The organism is Leifsonia sp. SIMBA_070 (assembly GCF_046534635.1).
Classification (GTDB): domain Bacteria; phylum Actinomycetota; class Actinomycetes; order Actinomycetales; family Microbacteriaceae; genus Leifsonia.
In genome coordinates this window covers 2,415,845-2,431,796 of sequence record NZ_JAWRYK010000001.1, presented here as the reverse complement: position 1 = coordinate 2,431,796, position 15,952 = coordinate 2,415,845, and the positions used below count along the sequence as shown (strand labels likewise).

The window sequence follows — 15,952 nt, the reverse complement described above, 5'->3', positions numbered from 1 at the left end:
GCACGCCAGGCGCGCAGCCGCATCCGTTCCGTCTCGGTTCCGGACGACCCATAGAGTTTCCCGTCCCACGAAGTCACCATGAGAGTGAGCGACGTCTTTCGAAGGAGAACAGATGCACGCGGACGATCTGCTGCCCGGCGACACCCCGCTGCGGCTCATCGACCAGGACGGCGGGTCCCACCCGGACGACCGCCACCCGTTCCCGTCCACGGCCGCACTGCTCGACGGCTACCGCCGTCTGGTGCTGGCCCGCCGGCTGAACGACCAGGCGGATGCGCTGGTCCGCCAGGGCCGCCTGGCGGTCTACCCGTCGTCGCACGGCCAGGAGGCCTGCGAGGTCGCGGCCGCGATGGTGCTGGCGGACGAGGACTGGCTGTTCCCGACCTACCGCGACACCGTCTCGGTCATCACACGGGGCGTCGACCCGTTCGAGGCGTTCGTCCTGCTGCGCGGCGACTGGCACTCCGGCTACGACCCGACTGTGCACCACGTCGCCCCGCAGGCGACGCCGCTGGCGACCCAGCTGCTCCACGCCGTCGGTTTCGCCCACGCCGCCCGGTTGCGCGGTGAGGACACCGTCGTCCTCGCGATGTGCGGCGACGGCGCGACCAGCGAGGGCGACTTCCACGAGGCGCTCAATTTCGCGGCGGTGTTCCACCTCCCCGTCGTTTTCCTGGTCCAGAACAACGGCTACGCGATCTCCGTGCCGCTCAGCAGGCAGACCGCGGCGCCGAGCATCGCGCACAAGGGCATCGGGTACGGGATGCGCGGCCGACTGGTCGACGGAAACGACCTCGCCGCGCTGCTCGCGGTGCTCGGCGACGCGGTGGCAGAGGCGCGGGAGGGGGGAGGCCCGACCCTGGTCGAGGCACGCACCTATCGGATCAAGTCGCACACCAACGCCGACGACGCGACCCGCTACCGGACGGCCGGCGAGGTGGAGCCGTGGCTCGCCCGCGACCCGCTGCTCCGCCTCCGCACCTGGCTCACCGCAGAGGGTGCGCTCGACGCCGGCGATGACGCGGAGGCGCAGGCGCACGCCGAGCGCGTGGCCGCCGACCTCCGCACAGCGATCATGGCGGATGCCGAGCCCCACCCCGAGGACCTCTTCGCCCACGTCTACGCCACGCCCACCCCGCAGCTCCGCGAGCAGGCGCAGCAGCTCGACGCCGAGCTGGCCGCCGCCCGAGCGACCGCATCCCCGACGATGGAGGCCACCCGATGACGCTCATGCACGACGCGCCCGCAGAACGACCCGCGGACGCCGACACGACGCCCGAAGCCCCCGAAGCCCCCGAAGCCCCCGTCACCCTGACCATGGCGCAGGCCCTCAACCGCGCCCTCGCCGATGCCTTGGCCGCCGACCCCTCCGTGCTCGTCTTCGGCGAGGACGTCGGCCCCCTCGGCGGCGTCTTCCGCATCACCGACGGCCTGAGCGCGCGCTTCGGCGAGAACCGCTGCTTCGACACGCCTCTGGCCGAGGCCGGTATCGTCGGCACCGCCGTCGGCATGGCCATGAACGGGATGCGCCCGGTCGTCGAGATGCAGTTCGACGCGTTCGCCTATCCCGCGTTCGAGCAGATCGTCGACCACGTCGCGAAGATGGGCAACCGGACGAAGGGCGCCGTGCGGCTTCCGATGGTGATCCGCATCCCGTACGCCGGCGGGATCGGCGGCGTCGAGCACCACTCCGACTCCTCCGAGGCCTACTACGTGCACACGCCCGGCCTCACCGTCGTGTCCCCGGCGACCCCGCAGGACGCGTACGGGATGCTGCGCGCGGCGATCGCGCATCACGACCCGGTCGTGTTCCTCGAGCCGAAGAAGCTTTACTGGACCACAGGCGAGGTGGACACCCGCGCACCGCTCCCCGAGATCGGTCGCGCGCGGGTCGCCCGGGAGGGCCGCGACGCCACCCTGATCGCCTACGGCCCGTCCGTCCCGGTGGCGCTCGCCGCAGCGGAGGCGGCGGCCGAGGAGGGCCGCGAGCTCGGCGTCATCGACCTCCGCTCTCTGGTGCCGTTCGACGACGAGACCGTGTGCGCGGCCGTCCGCGCCACCGGTCGCGCGGTGGTGATCGCCGAGGCGCCCGGCTTCGCCGGCGTGGCCGCGGAGGTCGCCGCCCGCGTCTCCGAGCGCTGCTTCCACCACCTGCTGGCGCCGATCCGCCGGGTCACCGGCTTCGACACCCCGTTCGCGCCTCCCAAGCTGGAGAAGTTCTACCTGCCCGACGTCGACCGCGTGCTCGACGCGGTGGATGCGCTGCAGTGGGAGGACGCATGACCGCGAAGGTGTTCACCCTCCCGGACCTGGGGGAGGGCCTGACCGACGCGGAGCTGGTCCGCTGGCTGGTGGCGGTCGGCGACACGGTCACGACCGACCAGCCGATCGCCGAGGTGGAGACCGCCAAGTCGGTGGTGGAGGTGCCGTCGCCGTATGCCGGGACCGTCGCTGCGCTGCACGGCGGCGAAGGCGACACGATCCTGGTCGGTGCGCCGCTGATCGAAGTGCAGGAGGTGGCGGTCGAGCAGGCCGCCGCGCGGCCAGCCGAACCGCGTTCGGCCGAACAGGGGAGCGGCTCCGGCCAGGTCCTCGTCGGTTACGGCACCACCTCCCACGCCGGGCGCAGGAATCGCGTCGCCCGGTCGGGTGCCGCGACGGCGACCACGACCGCATCGCCGCGCCCGACCGCCCCGCCCCGGGTCGTGCCCGTCGTCTCCCCGGTGGTCCGTGCCCTCGCCCGCAGCCACGGCATCGACCTCGCGACCCTGCGGCCGACGCGCCCGGATGGAGTGCTGACCCGGCGCGACGTGGAGGCTGCCTTCGCAACCGCGCCCGTCGGCCTCCCGCGCGCCTCCGCTCCCGCTTCGGCCGGCGCCCGGCCCGCTGCCGCCGCCGCGGACGCCGGCACAGACCCGCGCACCGGCCTCACCATCGACGCGACCACCCCGTTCTCCCGCCTGCGCCGCACCGTCGCCGAGACGATGTCGCGCAGCCGGGCGGAGATCCCGGAGGCCACCGTCTGGGTGGACGTGGACGCGACCGAGCTGTGGGAGGGACGCCGTCGGCTCGCCCGCGATGGCCGGGCGCCCTCGTTCCTGTCGTTCGTCTCCCGGTTCGCCTTGGCCGCGCTCGCGCGGCATCCCGAACTCGGCGGCCGCGTCACGCCCGACGGCCACGGGCTCGTCACCTTCGAGGGCGTCAACCTGGGCTTCGCGGCGAACACCGACCGCGGCCTCCTGGTGCCGGTCGTCCGTCGCGCCGACCGGTTGTCGGTGCGCGAACTCGACGCGGAGCTCGACCGTCTCGCCACGGCCGCGCGCGAGGGGACGCTGCCCCCGGTCGAGCTCGCCGGTTCCACGTTCACGATCAACAACTACGGCAGTCTCGGCGTCGACGGGAGCGCCGCCATCATCAACCATCCGGAGGTGGCCATCCTCGGCCTCGGCCGTGCGATCGAGCGACCCTGGGTGGTGGACGGTGCGATCGCGCCGCGTCGCATCCTCCAGCTCTCCCTCGTCTTCGACCACCGGGTCACCGATGGCGGGGTCGCCGCGGGCTTCCTGCGCGAGGTCGCCGACGCCATCGAATCGCCGCTCGGCGTGCTCGCGGACACGCCTGGACCGCTGGCGGCGCGGGCGTAATGTGACCGGCATGAGCGACAAGAAGAACGACGACGACGACGACCTCACCGAGGAGAAGGAGGTCGCGCCCGAGGAGGACGTGGACTGGCTGCCCACCCCCGAGCCGACCGACGGCGGGGCGCCCGCGCCCTGATCGCTGACAGGCGCGCCCCGGGCCTAGGGTAGGGGGAGTGACTCCCCGCTCCCTCCCGCTCTGGCTCGCGCTGATCTTCGCCGTGGTGTGCGGAGGCCTGGTAGCGGTGCAGTCCCGCATCAACGGCGAGCTCGGCAGCCGGCTGAGCGACGGCTTCACGGCCGCCGCCATCTCGTTCGGCTCCGGCCTGATCATCCTCTCGGTCGCGCTCGCCATCGCCCCGGCCGGACGTCGCGGCCTCGCCCGCGTGCGCGAGGCGCTCCGCGACCGGCGCATCCGCTGGTGGTACGTCTGCGGCGGAGCGGCGGGTTCGTTCCTCGTGCTGTCGCAGGGCCTCTCGGCCGCCGCGCTCGGCGTCGCGCTGTTCACCGTCGCGGTGGTCGCCGGTCAGACCATCAGCGGTCTCGTGCTCGATCGGGTCGGAATCGGCCCGGGCGGCCGTCGGCCGCTGACCGCCGCGCGCCTGGTCGGCGCGCTCCTCGCACTGGCGGCCGTGACCTGGGCGGTCTCTGCGCAGTTCGGCGGCTCCGCCCCGCTGCTGCTCCTGATCCTGCCGTTCATCGCAGGCCTCGGAACCGGGTGGCAGCAGGCGGTCAACGGCCAGGTGCGTGCGGTGGCCGAGAGCGCCCTCACCGCGACCTTCATCAACTTCGCCGTCGGGACCGTGGTGCTGCTGGTGCTGATGCTCGGGCACTGGGCGCTCGCCGGCCTCCCGAAGCAGCTGCCGCCGGAGCCTTGGCTCTACATCGGCGGCGCGCTCGGGTGCGTCTTCATCGGCGTCACCGCGCTGCTCGTCCGGATCACCGGCGTGCTGCTGCTCGGCCTCGCGACGGTCGCAGGCCAGCTGGTGGCCGCGCTCCTGCTCGATCTGCTCCTGCCGACCTCCGGGACGGCTCTCGCGTTCTCGACCATCGGCGGCACGTTGCTCGCGATCGTCGCGGTCGCCGTGGCGAGCGTCCGCTGGAGCTGGCGGCGCGCGCCCGCCTGAGCGGACTCCTGATCAGTCCAGCGTCGTCAGGAACCGCTTCGGGTCGAGCGATGTGCGGTGGCCCTCCTTGCTGTCCGCGGGGATCCCGCCCACGTACAGCCAGCCGAGAAGCCGCTCGTTCTTCTCCAGGCCGTGCATCCGGTGCACCGCCTTCGAGCGGGTGTGGTGACCGGTGCGCCACATCACACCCCAGCCCGCGTCATGCAGCAGCAGGCTCAGGATGTGCGCGACGCCCGAAGCGACCGCGTCCTGCTCCCAGCCGGGCACCTTCTCGCTCTTCGTCCGCACGGAGACCACAGCGAGCAGCAGCGACGAGCGCAACGGCTTCGCCGCCAGCTTCTCGGCCTCCGACCCCGTGGCCTTCGCATCCCGCACGAACGCGTCGCCGAGACGGTTCCGCGCCTCGCCGCGCAACTCGATGATCCGCCAGGGGTGCAACGCGCTATGGTCCGCCACCCGCCCCGCCGCGGCCACCAGGGGCAGCAGCTCGTCGTGCGTCGGAGCGTCGGCCGTCACGCGCGAGTACGAGCGGCGGGCGGCGACCCGGGCGGCGAGATCGCTCACGGCCGCATCGCGCACCGCGACATCGCTCCGGCGGGAATCGCTCATCAGGCCTCCGGGGTGAAGTTCAGCGAGAGCGAGTTCATGCAATAGCGGTCACCGGTCGGAGTCCCGAATCCGTCCGGGAAGACGTGGCCCAGGTGCGAACCGCAGTTGGCGCAGCGGACCTCCGTGCGGACCATCCCGAGGCTGTCGTCCTCCAGGAGCTCGACGGCCTCCGGGCGCACAGACTCGTAGAAGCTCGGCCAGCCGCATCCCGAGTCGAACTTCGTGCCGGCCTGGAACAGCTCGGCACCGCACGCGGCACACGTGTACAGGCCTGCGCGGCTCTCGTCGAGCAGCTCGCCGGTCCACGGACGCTCGGTCCCGGCCTGGCGGAGCACCGCGTACTGCTCGGGGGTGAGCTCGCGGCGCCACTCGTCCTCGCTCTTGGTGACGTCGTAGCCATCTCTCGTCGTGTCGTGTGCCATGCCACTCCTTACTCTCTGCGTCACAACACTAAACGGCGCACCTGAACGGACTGTTCCCGACCGGTGAACCGCGACGTGCCGCACCGAAACGGGCAACACACAGGGCACGCGCCCTAGGATGACGTGCGAGCGCGGGGCGCGGCCGGCATGCCGGCCGGGCCCGGCAACCGTGACAAGGGAAGGCGGTGCGCGTGGCCCGGTCAGCAGACGGACGGCCGGCCGCCGACCGCGAGCCCTCTGACACGGAACAGCTGAGTGAGCGGGATGCCGCGATCCTCGCGTTCGAACGCCAATGGTGGCGGCACGCCGGAGCCAAGGAGCAGGCCATCCGCGAGGAGTTCGGTCTCTCGGCGGCTCGGTACTATCAGTTGCTCGGTGCGCTGATCGACCGTCCGGCGGCGCTGCGCCACGACCCCATGCTCGTCAAGAGGCTGCTGCGGCTCCGCGAGGCGAGGCTGGCCGCACGACACGCTCGGACCCTCCCGTCCGGCGACTGACCCCAAGGACCGCATCCCCCGATGGCAGAGAAGTTCCCCCGCGACCGGTTCGACGAGATCCCGGACGACCTGAAGCGCGTCGGCGCTCACCGGGCTCCGCGTCCCCGAGGACGAGGCTGGATGGCCGTGGGCTGGGCGGCGCTCGCCACCATCGTGCTCGTGGGCGCCGGCATCGTCGGGCTCTCCCTGGTGAACGGCAGCATCTCGTTCCACGGCGCAGGGGCCTCCGCCTCCCGCACCGGGACGCCGACCCCCACGGCCACCCCCACCCCCACGCCCACCATCGTGCCGACGGTGAACCCGGCACTCAGCGTCAACGTGCTCAACGGCACCACTCGCGAGGGGCTGGCGAGCACGGTAGGAGACAAGCTGACGGCCGCCGGCTGGAAGGTCGGAGCGCTGGCGAATGCCGACCGCACCGACCTCGCGGCCACCATCATCTACTACGGAGACCCGGCGAACCAGGCGGCCGCCCTCGGCGTCGCGCAGTCCCTCCCGGGGGCGACCATCCAGCAGAGCACCGCCTTCTCGGACACCGGCGCGGACATCACCGTCGTCATCGGGGCGAACTACCCCGGGTGAGCCCGCGGAGGAGCGCCCTTCTCCTCTTTGTTACGCACGTGTTTAACTTCGGCCACATTTCGATACGGATTCACGAAATCGCTGGCGCCGCCCGGTATTCCACGCATTAGGATCGGGATTCAACGTGCGGCGTCGGATCGCGCGAGCGACACAGCAATGGGAGTAATGCATGGCGAACGGGACCGTGAAGTGGTTCAACGCTGAGAAGGGCTACGGCTTCATCACCGTCGAAGGTGGGGGACAGGACGTTTTCGTTCATTACTCCGCGATCGACATGGCGGGATACAAGGTTCTCGAAGAGGGCCAGCAGGTCGTGTTCGAGGTCGGCTCCGGGCAAAAGGGCCCGCAGGCCGAGTCGGTCCGACTGGCCTGACACCGATCCAGCAGCACCACACGGAGCGCCGTCCCCCGAGGGGCGGCGCTTCGTCGTTCCCCCGCAGCGAAGTCGTCTTGCACTCCACAGCCACGAGTGCCAGAATCGCTTTAGCACTCCATCTGATCGAGTGCTAAAAATCGGAATCTTTCGCACACGTCCGGGAGGGACGAGAAACACATGGCAAAGATCATTGCTTTCAACGAGGACGCGCGTCGCGGCCTCGAGCGCGGCCTGAACACCCTGGCGGACACCGTCAAGGTGACCCTCGGCCCGCGTGGTCGCAACGTCGTCCTCGAGAAGAAGTGGGGCGCCCCGACCATCACGAACGACGGCGTCTCGATCGCGAAGGAGATCGAGCTCGACGACCCGTACGAGAAGATCGGCGCGGAGCTCGTCAAGGAGGTCGCGAAGAAGACCGACGACGTCGCGGGTGACGGAACCACCACCGCGACCGTGCTGGCTCAGGCCCTGGTCAAGGAGGGCCTGCGCAACGTCGCGGCCGGCGCCGACCCCATCACGCTGAAGCGCGGCATCGAGAAGGCCGTCGCGGCGGTCACCGAGGAGCTCGTCGCGTCCGCCAAGGAGGTCGAGACCAAGGAGGAGATCGCGGCCACCGCATCCATCTCCGCTGGCGACACCACCATCGGCGAGATCATCGCCGAGGCGATCGACAAGGTCGGCAAGGAGGGCGTCGTCACCGTCGAGGAGTCGAACACCTTCGGCACCGAGCTCGAGCTGACCGAGGGCATGCGCTTCGACAAGGGCTTCCTGTCGCAGTACTTCGTGACGGACCAGGACCGCCAGGAGGCGGTGTTCGAAGACCCGTACATCCTCATCGCCAACCAGAAGATCAGCAACATCAAAGACCTTCTGCCGATCGTCGACAAGGTGATCCAGGCCGGCAAGCCGCTCCTCATCATCGCTGAGGACGTCGACGGCGAGGCCCTGGCGACCCTGATCGTCAACAAGATCCGTGGCATCTTCAAGTCCGTCGCCGTCAAGGCTCCGGGCTTCGGCGACCGCCGCAAGGCCATGCTGCAGGACATCGCGATCCTCACCGGCGGCCAGGTCATCTCCGAGGAGGTCGGTCTCAAGCTCGAGAACGTCACCCTCGACCTGCTCGGTCAGGCCCGCAAGGTCGTCATCACGAAGGACGAGACCACGATCGTCGAGGGCACCGGTGACTCCGAGGCCATCGCCGGCCGCGTGCAGCAGATCCGCAACGAGATCGAGTCGACCGACTCGGACTACGACCGCGAGAAGCTGCAGGAGCGCCTCGCCAAGCTCGCGGGTGGCGTCGCCGTCATCAAGGCGGGCGCGGCCACCGAGGTCGAGCTCAAGGAGCGCAAGCACCGCATCGAGGACGCCGTCCGCAACGCGAAGGCCGCCGTCGAGGAGGGCATCGTCGCCGGTGGTGGCGTGGCCCTCATCCAGGCCGGCAAGACCGCGTTCGAGAAGCTGGAGCTGACCGGTGACGAGGCTACGGGCGCGAACATCGTCAAGGTCGCCATCGAGGCTCCGCTGAAGCAGATCGCGATCAACGCGGGCCTCGAGGCCGGCGTCGTCGTCGAGAAGGTCCGCAACCTGCCCGTCGGACACGGCCTCAACGCCGCGACCGGCGAGTACGTCGACATGCTGGCCGCCGGCATCAACGACCCGGTGAAGGTCACCCGCTCGGCGCTGCAGAACGCCGCGTCGATCGCCGGACTGTTCCTCACCACCGAGGCCGTCGTGGCCGACAAGCCCGAGAAGAACCCGGCGCCCGTGGGCGACCCGGGTGCGGGCATGGACTTCTGAGTCCAGCCATTCCCTGAAGAAGGCGCCTCCCGCTCGCGTAGCGGGGGGCGCCTTCTTCTTTATGGATTCTCAGAACTTCAGTGGTGCGCGCCGCGTGTGGGAGCGCCACCATGGAGGGGTGTTGCGCCGGGGGATGGGGAGGGGCAAACGATGACCGACACCAGTGATGGCGATGGGTTGGCGCCCCCACGCCGGGACGAGCCGTGGCTTCCGAACGGCTCTCCGGCGTGGGACGAGCCGTCGGTGTCCCGCATCCTGACTTTCGCCGACGGGACGCGGATCGTCCGCCTGATCACCGGGGTGGAGCTCGAATACGAAGCTCATGCCTGGAGCGGCCTGGCGCCGCCGCGCTGACGTGGTGACCCCCGTGAGGGAGGGTGACGATTCCGGCGACCGGGCCTACGCTGACGGCTATGACCGAGTTCGGCGAGAGGCTCTTCACCGCCTTGCTGCTTCGCGACGACGGGGCGCCGCTCCAGCGACTGACGCTGCCGGCGGACGTGTCGTTCCCACCGCGGCGGATCCGCGTGCCCGCAGAGATCTCGGGGGTGGCGGTGTTCGAGGTGTTCGAGCTGATGGACGCCCGCCAGTGGCCGGACAGTGTTCAGTACCGGCTGACGTCGACGGTGCCTCGCTCGCCGTCGAGCGCCGAACTGCCCGAGCAGGGGCAGGCCGACTGACCTCGCCGTGTCACCCGAACTGGGGGTAGAAGCCCGGTGTCACTCGCGATCGTTCGGGATGCATGATGTGCGCGTGGACCCTTGATCAGGCTGGGATCAAAGGAGGTTTCTCATGTCCGACAAGCTTGAAGATTACATACACCCACCGCACCCGCCGCGCCTGCGCGAGCACATCGGTCTCATCCACTGGGAGCGCGGCGCGGGAGGCGAGTGGACGGCGGAGACCGTGCGCGGTCAGTTCGCCGGTGGAGACTCCCATGCCTGGGTCGTGCGGCTCTACAACGGCATCGAGCTCGAGTACGACCTCGCTGATTGGGCGCCGTTCCAGCCCTGAGCGCCAGTGAGCCGTGCGGTGAACCGGCGCGGGGGCGCCGGTCCACCGCAGGCGAGCCGGCCGTTGTGGACCCATTCCGGTTGGAACGGCGGCGGCTCACTCATGAAGACGGGCCGCTGGCCGAATCGTGATGCGAGCACTGTATATCGGGATGAACTCCGCGGCGTGTATGGCTTCAGGTAGGAGGTGCGATCGCGCCGCCGGAGGGGAGCCAGGTCGATGCACGCACTGAGGTTGCCCAGCGCAGTGGCCTCCCTGGTCATCGCCCTCGCCCTGGCCGTGGCCGCAGCGCCCGCAGCACCCGCAGCACCCGCAGCACCCGCAGCCGGGGGAGCGACCGTCCACGCGTCAGGAGACGACGGTCACTACTGCGACGGCTGCGAACCGCCGATGTCGTATTCGGGAGGTCCCACCATGGACACCGGAGAGGCCGACGGGCTGCTCGTCACTCCGATCTTCTGGGCGCCTCCCGGTTCGGCGGCGTTCCCTCCCGGCTACGTCGACACCATCGACCGGTACGTCGACGACGTCGCGACGGCCAGCGGCACGGACGGGAACGTGTACTCCGTCGCGTCCGAGTACTACGACACCAGCCAGGGGAAGCGCGTCCCGCTGACGTACCGGGTGGCGGCGGGGACGCCCGTGATGGACGATGCGGCCTTCCCCGCGGACGGATGCTCCCCGGGGGGCGAGGCCGTCACGGCGTGCCTGACCGACGACCAGCTGCGCGCCGAGCTGAGCCGGCTGGTCGACTCCCTGGGGCTGCCCACGGGACTGGGCCGGTTCTACCCGGTCTTCCTTCCCCCGCAGGTGGAGACCCAGGATCGCGACGGGACCACCTCCGTGTCGTCCTTCTGCGGCTACCATCGGGTGTTCGGGCCGGCCGACGCCCGCATCGTGTACGGCGACGAACCGTACAAGGACGCGAACTGCGACGGCGGCCAGGCGCCCAACGGCAGCCGCGCCACCGACGGCGCCATCAGCACGCTCAGCCACGAACTCGCCGAGGCGATGACCGATCCGGATGGCGAGAATCCCGCCTGGTTCGACGCGACCGGACACGAGATCGGCGACCTGTGCGCCGACGACTACGGGACGGCGCTCGGATCCGTCGATCCTGCGCATCCCTTCACGACGGAGTACAACCAGCTGATCGACGGCCACCCGTATTACACGCAGACCGAGTTCAGCGACGCCGCGTACGGCAGCTTCGGACCGGGGTTCGGCTGCGCCCAGAGCGAGAGCCAGGCCACCACGGATCCCTCAGCGGAGCCGACCGACATCGCCGAGGTGTTCACGGATGCGACACCGAACGACCTCCGCTCGGGTGAGACGTCCAGCGTCCAGACGATCGTGACGGATCGTGCAGGCGACCCGGTCGTCGGCGACCGCGTCAGCTTCAGCAGCTACGCCGTCTCGGATCAGGGGAGCTGCGGATCCTTCGACCACGACTCCGCCCTCACCGACGCGAACGGCAGCGTCGTGGTGACCTACACCGGCAGCTCCGATTCCGTCACGTGCGCGCTCGTCGCGCTGGATGCCCGGGGCGGGCACTCGGCACTGACGCGCGTGTACCAGGGGGATGCCGCCGCTGCCGCTCCGACCGCGAAGGCGGCGTTCCCGGATGCGGTGCATCCTGGAGCGCCGGCCGAGGACTTCTCCGTCGCGTTCCGCAACCCGTCCGCCGACCCGATCACGAACGCGCAGGTCGAGTTCGACGCGTACCGCGCCGATCATGCGACGACGGCGGTCGACGCCGGCCGGCTGCACCTCACCTACACCGTCGCCGGCTCCTCGGCGGCGCCCGCTGCCGTCCACCTCAGCGGCTCGACGAAGGACGGGAACATCGTTGGCATCATCGGCGACGGCGGCACCCTGAAGCTCGCGCCGCATTCGACCACCACGATCACGTTCCACCTCACCACCGCCGCCTCGGTGCCGGTGAAGACGACAACCCCCCAGCTGTCCTTCGAGGCGTACCTCGACCAGGTCAACCGCGCGTCCGGCTCCGGGACGACCCTCGCGGACACCTATTCGCACGACGTCCGCATCACGGCCGCCACGCCCTGGATCCAGACGTTGCCGGGCATCCTCACCGTCGCCCTCGCCGTGCTGCTGGTCGTCGCCGCGATCGTCGCTGCGATCCTCCTCGCCCGCCGCCGTACGCCCGCACCTCCACCTGACGCCCTCGAGCGGTGAGTCCGATCACTGGCGGGCGAAGAGCGGCGTTCCGCGCCGCCACACCTGGCGGATGTTGAGCGTGTCCGAGATCCGGGCGGTCGGGTCGCCGTCCACGAGGACGAGGTCGGCCCGCAGGGACTCCCGGATCCGTCCGCGGTCGGCGAGTCCGAACCGGCGCGCGGGGGTCGCAGTGGCCGCGCGGAGCGCTTCGGGGGGCGTGAGCCCTGCCCGGACGAGGAGCTGGAGCTCGTGGTGGACGCTCGCGCCGTGCGCCATCCCGCCCAGTGTCGGCAGCGGGAACGACACGTCGGTGCCGACGAGGAGGTCGACCCCCGCGTCGTGGAGGGCGCGCACCGAGGCGAGGACATCGTCGAGGTCGCCCTGCGGGTACCGATCGTAGCTGCTCTCCAGGGTGGCGATCCAGGCGTCGTCCAGCCGGGCGCGGACTCGGGGATCCGCCGCGAACTCCGTGGCCGGGATCCCCATCATGGAGGCGTTCAGCACCACGCAGGGGACGACGAAGGCTCCGGACGCCGCGATGGAGTCGATGATCTCCGGTGTAGAGGGACGGTCCATGAACAGGTGGACGAACCCGTCGATGCCGCCGGCGATGGCCGACGCGGTCGCGTCGACCGTGAGCGTGTGGGCGACGGTCAGGAGGCCGCGCCGGTGGGCCTCCTCGACGCCGGCGGCGATCGTCGCATCGTCCAGCAGCGGCAGCCCAGGGGCGCCCTCGACGGCTCCGTCGTCGATCATGAACTTGATGTAGTCCGAGCCGGTGGCCTGCAGCCGCGGGATGAACGCGACCGCCTCGTCCGGCGTGCTCGAGAACGGCATCACGATGTCGGACCACTGCTCCGGGTCCGCATCCTCCGCCTCCCACGGGGCGTCGTCGTCATCGCCGCCGCCGTCGCCCATCAGCTCGCTGGGGTGGCCTCCGGGCGGGGTGATCCCGAACCCTGCCGACCGCACATCGGCGAGCCGATCGTCGTCCGTCACGGCGCCCCTCCGGTCGCGGGTGAACATCCCCTGCATCTCCAGCTCCGTCGTGACGCCGAAAGTGAGCGCGAGCTCGAGCGCCTCGAGGGAGGTATGGACGTGCGCATCGATCAGGCCGGGGAGGAGGGTGGCTCCACGGCCGTCGACGATCTGCGCGTCGTCGGGTGCCTGGCCGCCGATCGACACGATCCGTGCTCCTTCGATCAGCACCGAGGTCTCGGGGATGACCTCCTCGCCGTCGAAAATCCGTGCGTTGACGATGGCCGTCGTGTTCATCGCTTCTCCTTCGCGTCTGGCCGAGCCAGGGTTCGTGTTTCTGTAGTCACTACAGAAAACTAGTAATACCATAACTGGAAACGGTTGGATGAATCCCCTAGGATCGTCGCATGGCAGCAGGAACGGGACTCCGCGAGCGCAAGAGGGCCCAGACCCGCCGGGCGCTCCACCAGGCTGCGGTCCGGCTGTTCCTCGAGCGCGGATTCGACGACGTCACGGTGGCCGAGATCGCCGACGACGCAGACGTCGCCCTCACGACGCTGTTCACGTACTACCCCGCGGGCAAGGTGGGACTGGTCTTCGAACACGAAGAGGACCGCGCTGCGGCGCTGGTGCAGGCGATCCGCGATCGCGCTCCGGAGACGGACCCGTTGAGCGCCGTCCAGACCTTCATGGAGAGCAGGCTCCCCTTCGAGACCGGCGATCGGGCGTCGAAGCAACTCCTCGACCTGATCTTCTCCACGCCGCAGCTCCGCGACTACGTGCGGAAGAAGTGGACCGACTGCGAGGATGCGCTGGTGTCCACCCTCGCCGAGGAATGGCGCGCGGAGGACGGCGTGGCCCTGCGCTCCCTCGCCCGCTTCATCCTCGAGACGCCCGACCTCGCCGCCCGCGAACCATCGCCAGGGGAGGCGCTGCGAATCGTCTTCGCGAACCTCCGCCGCGGCTGGAGGACGGACTCCTAGAGCGTCGCCGACATCGGCGAGGCGGGCGCGCCGGCGGACGGCGCCAGCGGCAGGGACACGCGGAAGGTGGCGCCGCCGCCCTCCGTGTCGACGACCTCCACGGTGCCGTTATGCGCCGCGACGATGGAGGACACGATCGCGAGGCCCAGGCCGCTGCCGCCGGTCTCGCGGGCGCGGGACGTGTCGGCGCGCCAGAAGCGCTGGAAGATCTTCTCCCGGATCTGCGGCGGGATGCCCTCGCCGTGGTCGCGCACCTCGAGGGAGGCCCGCTCCGTGCGGTGGTCCACCTGGACGGCGATCTCGATCGGACTGCCCTCCGGCGTGTAGCGCAGGGCGTTCCCCATCAGGTTGGTGACCACCTGGCGCAGCTTGTTCTCCTCCGCCAGCACGATCGCGGGCTCGGAGTGGGTCGGCCGGGTGAGCACGACCCGCTCGCCGGTGGTGACCGGCAGAGGTCCCGTCGTCGCCGGGCGACGCCCACGGCCGCGGCGCAGGCGAGCGAGGGCGGAGCCGGCGAACGCGATCGGCCCGGTCGCGTTCGAGGGCCGTCCCGCCGCATCGGTCACCGACATCGGGACGGTGTCGAGGCCGGGCTCCTCCAGCTCGTCCTCGTCCGGGGCGACCGGTTCGGGCAGGACGACGCTGACGACGCGGCCGGGGGAGCCGGCCATCGCATCCATCGCCGCATCCTGGGCGATCTTCACCAGGTCGACGCGGTGCAGGTCCAGGGGCTTCGTCTCGTCGAGGCGCGCCAGCTCGAGCAGGTCCTCCACGAGGATGCCCATCCGGATCGCCTCCTTCTCGATGCGGTCCATCGCCTGGGCGACGTCTTCTGGCGTCTGCAGTGCGCCCATCCGGTACAGCTCGGCGTAGCCGCGCACCGACACCAGCGGCGTGCGGAGCTCGTGGGAGGCGTCGCCGACGAACCGGCGCATCTGGTCGATGGTCCGGGCGCGGTCGGTGAAAGCGCGGTCGATCCGGTTGAGCATCGTGTTGAGGGAGCGGTTCAGCCGGCCGACCTCGGTGTTCGGCGTCGCGCCGCCGAGGCGCTGGCTGAAGTCGCCGTCCGCGATCGCGGCCGCGGTCTCCTCCACCTCGCGCAGCGGCGCGAACGTCGTCGTGACGAGCATGCGCGTGAGCCCGGCGCCGACCACGATGACGATGACGCCGAAGCCGAGGAAGATCGCGAGGAAGCTCGCCATCACCGTGTCGATCTGCGAGGTGGCGGTGGCGACGATCGCCGTGCCCAGCTCGCCGTCAGGACCGTTGAAGGTGACCGTCTGGGTCAGCGCGCGGTAGGTGGTCCGCCCGTCGTTGCTCGGGATGTTGTAGCCGCCCGCGGGCATGGACTTGCCCTCCGCCACGGTGAGGGTGTGCGGGATGGCGGGACGCTGCGCGAACGGGATGTTGTGCCAGTTGTACTTCAGCAGCGCGCCGCTGGAGTCGTACAGCGCGGCGAAGTAGTCGGACGGGCTGGCGTCCGTCGCGATCTGGTCCGCGTCCGCCGTCGTCTTGAACAGGTACGTGTTCAGGTACGACGCGCCGGACGCCGCGGAGAGCTGTGCATCCAGCTGGTCGAGCAGGACCGGCTTCAGCATCGACATCGTGCCGATCCCGGTCACCAGCAGACCGAGCGTCAGCATGAGCACGGTCACGCCCGTGATCTTCGTGCGCAGGGAGATCGCGTTCCAGCGGTCGAGCAGGCGTGAGTGCATCAGGCCGTCAGTCTATGCAGCGGATGCTGTGCC

Annotated in this window: 18 protein-coding genes; 14 read left to right on the top strand and 4 right to left on the bottom strand. The window is 70.4% G+C overall.

Annotated features, from left to right (window positions below; all coding sequences use genetic code 11):
- Positions 1 to 112: 112 nt before the first annotated feature.
- From SB754_RS11420 to SB754_RS11400, 5 genes are read left to right on the top strand one after another with little or no spacing between them, the layout of a single operon-like run.
- On the top strand, positions 113 to 1,225 hold the full coding sequence (locus tag SB754_RS11420; RefSeq protein WP_410782442.1) for a thiamine pyrophosphate-dependent dehydrogenase E1 component subunit alpha: 1,113 nt from the start codon (positions 113 to 115) through the stop codon (positions 1,223 to 1,225).
- Positions 1,222 to 2,283 (top strand): alpha-ketoacid dehydrogenase subunit beta, encoded by a 1,062-nt coding sequence (locus tag SB754_RS11415; RefSeq protein WP_410782441.1) that lies wholly within the window; start codon positions 1,222 to 1,224, stop codon positions 2,281 to 2,283. The genes SB754_RS11420 and SB754_RS11415 overlap by 4 nt, the downstream gene beginning before the upstream one ends.
- Positions 2,280 to 3,644: a dihydrolipoamide acetyltransferase family protein gene (locus tag SB754_RS11410; RefSeq protein WP_410782440.1), complete on the top strand. Its 1,365-nt coding sequence runs from the start codon at positions 2,280 to 2,282 to the stop codon at positions 3,642 to 3,644. Before SB754_RS11415 ends, SB754_RS11410 begins: the two co-directional genes overlap by 4 nt.
- Before the next feature lie 10 nt (positions 3,645 to 3,654).
- Positions 3,655 to 3,777 (top strand): hypothetical protein, encoded by a 123-nt coding sequence (locus tag SB754_RS11405; RefSeq protein ID WP_410782439.1) that lies wholly within the window; start codon positions 3,655 to 3,657, stop codon positions 3,775 to 3,777.
- Positions 3,778 to 3,814: 37 nt separating this feature from the next.
- Positions 3,815 to 4,765: a DMT family transporter gene (locus tag SB754_RS11400; RefSeq protein ID WP_410782438.1), complete on the top strand. Its 951-nt coding sequence runs from the start codon at positions 3,815 to 3,817 to the stop codon at positions 4,763 to 4,765.
- 12 nt (positions 4,766 to 4,777) lie between these two features.
- Here the strand turns inward: SB754_RS11400 and SB754_RS11395 are convergent, their stop codons facing one another.
- Both SB754_RS11395 and msrB read right to left on the bottom strand, forming a co-directional pair.
- Entirely contained in the window at positions 4,778 to 5,374 is a 597-nt protein-coding gene (locus SB754_RS11395) for a nitroreductase family protein (RefSeq protein WP_410782437.1), read from the bottom strand.
- Positions 5,374 to 5,796, bottom strand: a complete 423-nt coding sequence (gene msrB / locus SB754_RS11390; RefSeq protein WP_410782436.1) for a peptide-methionine (R)-S-oxide reductase MsrB — start codon at positions 5,794 to 5,796, stop codon at positions 5,374 to 5,376. Before msrB ends, SB754_RS11395 begins: the two co-directional genes overlap by 1 nt.
- 191 nt (positions 5,797 to 5,987) lie before the next feature.
- Between msrB and SB754_RS11385 the strand changes: the two genes are divergently transcribed.
- The 8 genes from SB754_RS11385 (at position 5,988) to SB754_RS11350 (ending at position 12,261) form a co-directional block, all read left to right on the top strand.
- Positions 5,988 to 6,293, top strand: a complete 306-nt coding sequence (locus SB754_RS11385; RefSeq protein WP_410782435.1) for a DUF3263 domain-containing protein — start codon at positions 5,988 to 5,990, stop codon at positions 6,291 to 6,293.
- 21 nt (positions 6,294 to 6,314) lie between these two features.
- The gene (locus SB754_RS11380; RefSeq protein ID WP_410782434.1) at positions 6,315 to 6,875 is read left to right on the top strand and encodes a LytR C-terminal domain-containing protein; all 561 of its coding nucleotides are present in this window, start codon (positions 6,315 to 6,317) and stop codon (positions 6,873 to 6,875) included.
- A 169-nt stretch (positions 6,876 to 7,044) separates the two neighbouring features.
- Complete coding sequence (locus SB754_RS11375; RefSeq protein WP_115695343.1) at positions 7,045 to 7,248, top strand: cold-shock protein; 204 nt, start codon at positions 7,045 to 7,047, stop codon at positions 7,246 to 7,248.
- A 180-nt stretch (positions 7,249 to 7,428) separates the two neighbouring features.
- Entirely contained in the window at positions 7,429 to 9,048 is a 1,620-nt protein-coding gene (gene groL / locus SB754_RS11370; protein WP_410782433.1) for a chaperonin GroEL, read from the top strand.
- 150 nt (positions 9,049 to 9,198) lie between these two features.
- Positions 9,199 to 9,402 carry a hypothetical protein gene (locus SB754_RS11365; protein WP_410782432.1) on the top strand — a complete coding sequence of 68 codons (204 nt, stop codon included), beginning with the start codon at positions 9,199 to 9,201 and terminating at the stop codon, positions 9,400 to 9,402.
- A 59-nt stretch (positions 9,403 to 9,461) separates the two neighbouring features.
- Positions 9,462 to 9,728: a hypothetical protein gene (locus tag SB754_RS11360; RefSeq protein WP_410782431.1), complete on the top strand. Its 267-nt coding sequence runs from the start codon at positions 9,462 to 9,464 to the stop codon at positions 9,726 to 9,728.
- A 112-nt stretch (positions 9,729 to 9,840) separates the two neighbouring features.
- Entirely contained in the window at positions 9,841 to 10,062 is a 222-nt protein-coding gene (locus SB754_RS11355) for a hypothetical protein (protein WP_410782430.1), read from the top strand.
- Positions 10,063 to 10,296: 234 nt separating this feature from the next.
- Positions 10,297 to 12,261, top strand: coding sequence for a hypothetical protein (locus SB754_RS11350; RefSeq protein ID WP_410782429.1), 1,965 nt, complete (start codon positions 10,297 to 10,299; stop codon positions 12,259 to 12,261).
- 6 nt (positions 12,262 to 12,267) lie between these two features.
- Here the strand turns inward: SB754_RS11350 and SB754_RS11345 are convergent, their stop codons facing one another.
- Positions 12,268 to 13,518: an amidohydrolase family protein gene (locus tag SB754_RS11345; RefSeq protein ID WP_410782428.1), complete on the bottom strand. Its 1,251-nt coding sequence runs from the start codon at positions 13,516 to 13,518 to the stop codon at positions 12,268 to 12,270.
- Between the two features lie 110 nt (positions 13,519 to 13,628).
- Here SB754_RS11345 and SB754_RS11340 point away from each other — a divergent pair, with 110 nt between their 5' ends.
- Entirely contained in the window at positions 13,629 to 14,204 is a 576-nt protein-coding gene (locus tag SB754_RS11340) for a TetR/AcrR family transcriptional regulator (RefSeq protein ID WP_410782427.1), read from the top strand.
- Here the strand turns inward: SB754_RS11340 and SB754_RS11335 are convergent.
- Positions 14,201 to 15,919 (bottom strand): ATP-binding protein, encoded by a 1,719-nt coding sequence (locus SB754_RS11335; protein WP_410782426.1) that lies wholly within the window; start codon positions 15,917 to 15,919, stop codon positions 14,201 to 14,203. The two genes, SB754_RS11340 and SB754_RS11335, sit on opposite strands and share 4 nt — an antisense overlap.
- Positions 15,920 to 15,952: the final 33 nt, after the last annotated feature.

Excerpts from the sequence above, each read along its gene's own strand:
- SB754_RS11410 (WP_410782440.1), top strand. The coding sequence starts at position 2,280 with ATGACCGCGAAGGTGTTCACCCTCCCGGACCTGGGGGAGGGCCTGACC.
- SB754_RS11335 (WP_410782426.1), bottom strand. The coding sequence starts at position 15,919 with ATGCACTCACGCCTGCTCGACCGCTGGAACGCGATCTCCCTGCGCACG.
- groL (WP_410782433.1), top strand. The coding sequence starts at position 7,429 with ATGGCAAAGATCATTGCTTTCAACGAGGACGCGCGTCGCGGCCTCGAG.
- SB754_RS11415 (WP_410782441.1), top strand. The coding sequence starts at position 1,222 with ATGACGCTCATGCACGACGCGCCCGCAGAACGACCCGCGGACGCCGAC.
- SB754_RS11405 (WP_410782439.1), top strand. The coding sequence starts at position 3,655 with ATGAGCGACAAGAAGAACGACGACGACGACGACCTCACCGAGGAGAAG.
- SB754_RS11365 (WP_410782432.1), top strand. The coding sequence starts at position 9,199 with ATGACCGACACCAGTGATGGCGATGGGTTGGCGCCCCCACGCCGGGAC.
- SB754_RS11380 (WP_410782434.1), top strand. The coding sequence starts at position 6,315 with ATGGCAGAGAAGTTCCCCCGCGACCGGTTCGACGAGATCCCGGACGAC.
- SB754_RS11420 (WP_410782442.1), top strand. The coding sequence starts at position 113 with ATGCACGCGGACGATCTGCTGCCCGGCGACACCCCGCTGCGGCTCATC.
- SB754_RS11375 (WP_115695343.1), top strand. The coding sequence starts at position 7,045 with ATGGCGAACGGGACCGTGAAGTGGTTCAACGCTGAGAAGGGCTACGGC.
- msrB (WP_410782436.1), bottom strand. The coding sequence starts at position 5,796 with ATGGCACACGACACGACGAGAGATGGCTACGACGTCACCAAGAGCGAG.
- SB754_RS11355 (WP_410782430.1), top strand. The coding sequence starts at position 9,841 with ATGTCCGACAAGCTTGAAGATTACATACACCCACCGCACCCGCCGCGC.
- SB754_RS11360 (WP_410782431.1), top strand. The coding sequence starts at position 9,462 with ATGACCGAGTTCGGCGAGAGGCTCTTCACCGCCTTGCTGCTTCGCGAC.
- SB754_RS11345 (WP_410782428.1), bottom strand. The coding sequence starts at position 13,518 with ATGAACACGACGGCCATCGTCAACGCACGGATTTTCGACGGCGAGGAG.
- SB754_RS11340 (WP_410782427.1), top strand. The coding sequence starts at position 13,629 with ATGGCAGCAGGAACGGGACTCCGCGAGCGCAAGAGGGCCCAGACCCGC.
- SB754_RS11395 (WP_410782437.1), bottom strand. The coding sequence starts at position 5,374 with ATGAGCGATTCCCGCCGGAGCGATGTCGCGGTGCGCGATGCGGCCGTG.